Origin of the sequence: Streptomyces silaceus (genome assembly GCF_001419745.1) — a bacterium.
GTDB lineage: Bacteria > Actinomycetota > Actinomycetes > Streptomycetales > Streptomycetaceae > Streptomyces > Streptomyces silaceus.
Genome location: NZ_LIRJ01000390.1, coordinates 1 through 4,520, shown reverse-complemented (window position 1 = coordinate 4,520; position 4,520 = coordinate 1). Strand labels below are relative to the sequence as shown.

The window sequence follows — 4,520 nt, the reverse complement described above, 5'->3', positions numbered from 1 at the left end:
GTCCTCGACCGCGCCGCCGGTGAGGACCACCGCGGCGGCGCGCTGGCGCTGGAGCAGGGTGAGGTAGGTCAGCTCGCGCTCGGGCGAGCCGCCCGTGTTGCAGACCACGGCGAGCCGCTCGCCGCCCGCGCGCCCGCCCGGCCCGCCGATCTCGGACTGCACGGCGCCCGCCATGACGCCGAAGAAGGGGTCCGCGATGTCGTTCACGAGGATGCCGACCAGGTCGGAGGTGGCCGCGGCGAGCGAGCTCGCGGGGCCGTTCAGGACGTAGTCGAGGTCGTCCACCGCGCGCAGGACGCGTTCGCGCGTGGCGGCCGCCACGGGGTAGTTGCCGTTCAGCACGCGGGAGACGGTGGCGGGGGAGACCTGCGCGCGGGCCGCCACGTCCGCCAGGGTCACGGTCATCTCGTCGTCCTCCGGTCGCCCGTGTTCTCGGCCCCCGGTCACCGCTCTCGACCGAAGCCCTTGTCCGAACCTTGTGCGGCAGGCTAGCTTGCCTACAGATAGAAAGCGCTTGCTACGCTCCTACGGAGGGACTTTCGTGACACGCAAGACGGTGCGCATCGCGATGAACGGCGTCACGGGACGCATGGGCCACCGCCAGCACCTGGTCCGCTCGATCCTCGCCCTTCGCGAACAGGGCGGCCTCGACCTCGGCGACGGCACCGTGCTGTGGCCCGAGCCCGTCCTGGTGGGCCGCAGGGAGCACGCGCTGCGCGCGCTCGCCGCGGAGCACGGCCTGGAGCACGTCTCGACCGACCTCGACGCCGTCCTCGCCGACCCGGCCGTCGACATCTACTTCGACGCGCAGGTCACCTCCGCCCGCGAGGACGCCCTCAAGAAGGCCATCGCGGCGGGCAAGCACGTCTACACCGAGAAGCCGAGCGCGACGGGTTTCGAGGGCGCCCTGGAGCTCGCCCGCCTCGCGCGCGCCGCCGGCATCAAGCACGGCGTCGTCCAGGACAAGCTCTTTCTGCCGGGCCTGCGCAAGCTCAAGCGCCTCATCGACGGCGGCTTCTTCGGCCGGATCCTGTCGGTCCGCGGCGAGTTCGGCTACTGGGTCTTCGAGGGCGACTGGCAGGAGGCCCAGCGCCCCTCCTGGAACTACCGCGCCGAGGACGGCGGCGGCATCGTCGTCGACATGTTCCCGCACTGGGAGTACGTCCTGCACGAGCTGTTCGGCCGCGTCCGCAGCGTCCAGGCGCTCGCCGCCACGCACGTCCCGCAGCGCTGGGACGAGCGGGACAAGCCCTACGACGCCACCGCCGACGACGCCGCCTACGGCATCTTCGAACTCGACGGCGGCACCATCGCGCAGATCAACTCCTCCTGGACCGTGCGCGTCAACCGCGACGAGCTGGTCGAGTTCCAGGTCGACGGCACGGAGGGCTCGGCCGTCGCGGGCCTGCGCAACTGCCGCGTGCAGCACAGGAGTACGACACCGAAGCCCGTCTGGAACCCGGACCTGCCCGTCACCCACTCCTTCCGCGACCAGTGGCAGGAAGTCCCGGACAACCAGGGCCCCGAGGGCTTCGACAACGGCTTCAAGGCGCAGTGGGAGCTCTTCCTCAAGCACGTGTACGCCGACGCGCCCTACCGCTGGGACCTCCTCGCGGGCGCGCGCGGCGTGCAGCTCGCCGAACTGGGCCTGAAGTCCTCGGCCGAGGGCCGCCGCATCGACGTACCGGAGATCGAGCTGTGAGCACCGGCACCACCGTCCTGCTGCCGGGCGGGAACGGCGGCACGCGCGCGTACACCCCCCGCACCGCACCGCTGCCCACCGCGCCCGGCGGGCCGCCCCTGGCCTCCCGCACCGTCTACGCCGCCGCCCACGTGGTCGCCGACCCGCGCGCCGACGTCTGCCCCGACTCCCCGGCCGCCGTCGACTGGGACGCCACGCTCGCCTTCCGCCGCCACCTGTGGTCGCACGGCCTGGGCGTCGCCGAGGCCATGGACACCGCCCAGCGCGGCATGGGCCTGGACTGGGCGGGCGCCGCCGAGCTCATCCGGCGCTCGGCCGCCGAGGCACGCGCGTGCGGCGGCCGGATCGCGTGCGGCGTCGGGACCGACCAGCTCACCGGGCCCGCCACGCTGTCGCGGGTCAGGGACGCGTACGAGGAGCAGCTCGCCCTCGTCGAGTCGGTCGGCGCACGGGCGGTCCTGATGGCCTCGCGCGCCCTCGCCGCCGCGGCCGCCTCGCCGGACGACTACCTGGAGACGTACGGCCACCTCCTGAGGCAGGCCCGCGAGCCGGTGATCCTGCACTGGCTCGGCCCGATGTTCGACCCCGCCCTGGAGGGCTACTGGGGCTCGGCCGACCTGGACGCGGCGACGGAGACCTTCCTCCAGGTGATCGCCGCCCACCCCGACAAGGTCGACGGGATCAAGGTCTCGCTCCTGGACGCGGACCGCGAGGTCGCCCTGCGCCGCCGCCTGCCCGACGGCGTCCGCTGCTACACCGGAGACGACTTCCACTACCCCGAGCTGATCGCCGGCGACGACCACGGCTTCAGCCACGCCCTGCTCGGCATCTTCGACCCGCTGGGGCCGCTCGCCGCACAGGCCGTCCGCCTCCTCGACACGGGTGACGCGAAGGCCTTCCGCGAACTCCTCGACCCCACCGTGGAGCTGTCCCGCCACCTCTTCCGGGCGCCGACCCGCTACTACAAGACCGGCGTCGTCCTGCTGGCCTGGCTGGCCGGGCACCAGACGCACTTCACGATGGTGGGCGGCCTCCAGTCCGCCCGCTCCCTGCCGCACCTGGCCCGCGCCTACGAACTCGCCGACGGGCTCGGCCTGTTCCCCGACCCGGACCTCGCGGCGTCCCGCATGCGCGCGCTGCTCACCGTCCACGGAGTCCCGCAATGAGCACCCCGGTGCCGGTGTCCCGGCTGAGCGTCAACCAGGAGACCATCAAGCAGTGGTCGCTCCCCGAACTCGCCGAGGGGTGCGTCAAGGAGGGCATCGGCGCGGTCGGCCTGTGGCGCGCCCCGGTCCAGGAGTACGGGCTCGCACGCACCGCGCGCCTCATGCGCGAGGCGGGCCTCACGGTCACCAGCCTGTGCCGGGGCGGTTTCCTGACGGACGGCGAACCGTCGGCACGCGCGCGTGCCCTGGACGACAACCGCGCGGCGGTCGAGGAGGCGGCGGCGCTCGGCACGGACACGCTGGTCCTCGTCTCGGGCGGCCTGCCGTCCGGCAGCAAGGACCTCGCGGGCGCGCGCGAGCGCATCGCGGAGGCGCTCGCCGTCCTCGGGCCCTACGCCGAGGAGCGGGGCGTACGCCTGGCCGTCGAGCCGCTGCACCCCATGTTCGCCGCCGACCGCTGCGTGGTCTCCACCCTCGCCCAGGCCCTCGACCTGGCCGAACACTTCCCCGCGGACCAGGTGGGCGTCGTCGTGGACACGTACCACCTGTGGTGGGACGACCGGGCCGCCGAGCAGATCGCGCGGGCCGGCGCGGGCGGCCGCATCCACGCCTTCCAGCTCGCCGACTGGATCACGCCGCTGCCCGCCGGCGTCTTGCTCGGCCGCGGTCAACTGGGCGACGGCAGCGTCGACTTCAAGGCCTTCCGTCGCTGGGTCGACGCGGCCGGGTACACGGGACCGATCGAGGTCGAGATCTTCAACGAGGCGCTGTGGGCGCGGGACGGGGGAGAGGTGCTCAGGGAGACGGCGGAGCGGTTCGCCCGGCACGCGTGAGAGGCCCGCCGCGCGCGCAACGGGTCCCACGCGCGCGTGGCGGGTCCTTTCGTGGTGCCCGTCGCGCGGTGACGGGGGCTCGGGCTACTTCTTGCCGCCCAGGATCTGGCCGAGCAGGTCGCCGATCCCGCCCCCGGAGGCGGGCGCCGCGCCCGGTGCCGCGCCGGGGGCCTTCGCCTTCGCGGCCCGCTTGGTCAGGACCGCGAGCACCACGGGGATCAGCATCTCGATGACACGGGTGACCGTCGGCGCGGGGATGCCGGTCTTCTTGGAGACCGCGTTCGCCACCGGCTTGCTCATCCTGGCGAGCACGCCGGACATCATCCCGCCGGCCGCCAGACCGCCCAACCCGCCGAAGGCGGCCACTCCTTGGAGGGGGGCGTCGCCCGGCGCGGGCGCCTCGGCGGCCTCGGTGACCGCCTGGCGCACCTCTTCCGCCTCCGCCGGGTCGGGGGCGGCCGCCTTGTCCTGGAGGCCCCCGGAGAGCGCGGACACCGTGGTGCCCACCATGTCCTGGGCGCCGGCCGCGTCCGTGCCGAGCAGCCCGGCGATCTCCTGGAGCCTGTCGTCGCCGAGCTCGTCCAGCACGTCACGCTCGAAGGAGCCGCCACCATCCGACTGAGAATCGCTCATGCGACAAACGCTACGTCTGCCCCGCTTCGTCAGCACCTGGAAGCCGGCTCCGGGCCGGTCGGCAGCGGCCCGGACACCACCCGGAAAAAAACTTCGCAACGCGGTGCAACCCTTCGGGCACGGCGCGTGTCATATGTGGAGTCAGGACTTCTTGAGGGGGGATCTGGGGGGATTCCGGGGGGAATC

General features: G+C 73.4%; 5 protein-coding genes. 3 read left to right on the top strand and 2 right to left on the bottom strand.

Going from position 1 to position 4,520, the window contains the following annotated elements; all coding sequences use genetic code 11:
• A partial coding sequence (locus AOK22_RS30990; protein ID WP_157872327.1) for a LacI family DNA-binding transcriptional regulator occupies positions 1-405 on the bottom strand: 405 nt, incomplete at its 3' end.
• A 136-nt stretch (positions 406-541) separates the two neighbouring features.
• On the opposite strand from AOK22_RS30990, the gene AOK22_RS30985 reads away from it, so the two are divergent.
• The 3 genes from AOK22_RS30985 to AOK22_RS30975 are packed head-to-tail and all read left to right on the top strand — an operon-like array spanning position 542 to position 3,701.
• Positions 542-1,702, top strand: a complete 1,161-nt coding sequence (locus AOK22_RS30985; protein WP_055702039.1) for a Gfo/Idh/MocA family protein — start codon at positions 542-544, stop codon at positions 1,700-1,702.
• The gene (locus tag AOK22_RS30980) at positions 1,699-2,868 is read left to right on the top strand and encodes a dihydrodipicolinate synthase family protein (RefSeq protein WP_055702038.1); all 1,170 of its coding nucleotides are present in this window, start codon (positions 1,699-1,701) and stop codon (positions 2,866-2,868) included. Before AOK22_RS30985 ends, AOK22_RS30980 begins: the two co-directional genes overlap by 4 nt.
• Positions 2,865-3,701 (top strand): sugar phosphate isomerase/epimerase family protein, encoded by an 837-nt coding sequence (locus AOK22_RS30975; RefSeq protein ID WP_055702037.1) that lies wholly within the window; start codon positions 2,865-2,867, stop codon positions 3,699-3,701. Before AOK22_RS30980 ends, AOK22_RS30975 begins: the two co-directional genes overlap by 4 nt.
• Positions 3,702-3,785: 84 nt before the next feature.
• Here the strand turns inward: AOK22_RS30975 and AOK22_RS30970 are convergent, their stop codons facing one another.
• Positions 3,786-4,334 (bottom strand): DUF937 domain-containing protein, encoded by a 549-nt coding sequence (locus tag AOK22_RS30970; RefSeq protein WP_055702036.1) that lies wholly within the window; start codon positions 4,332-4,334, stop codon positions 3,786-3,788.
• Between the last annotated feature and the right edge of the window lie 186 nt (positions 4,335-4,520).

What these genes read in the sequence shown, in the direction of transcription:
- AOK22_RS30975 (WP_055702037.1), top strand. Translation starts at nt 2,865, where the DNA reads ATGAGCACCCCGGTGCCGGTGTCCCGGCTGAGCGTCAACCAGGAGACC.
- AOK22_RS30970 (WP_055702036.1), bottom strand. Translation starts at nt 4,334, where the DNA reads ATGAGCGATTCTCAGTCGGATGGTGGCGGCTCCTTCGAGCGTGACGTG.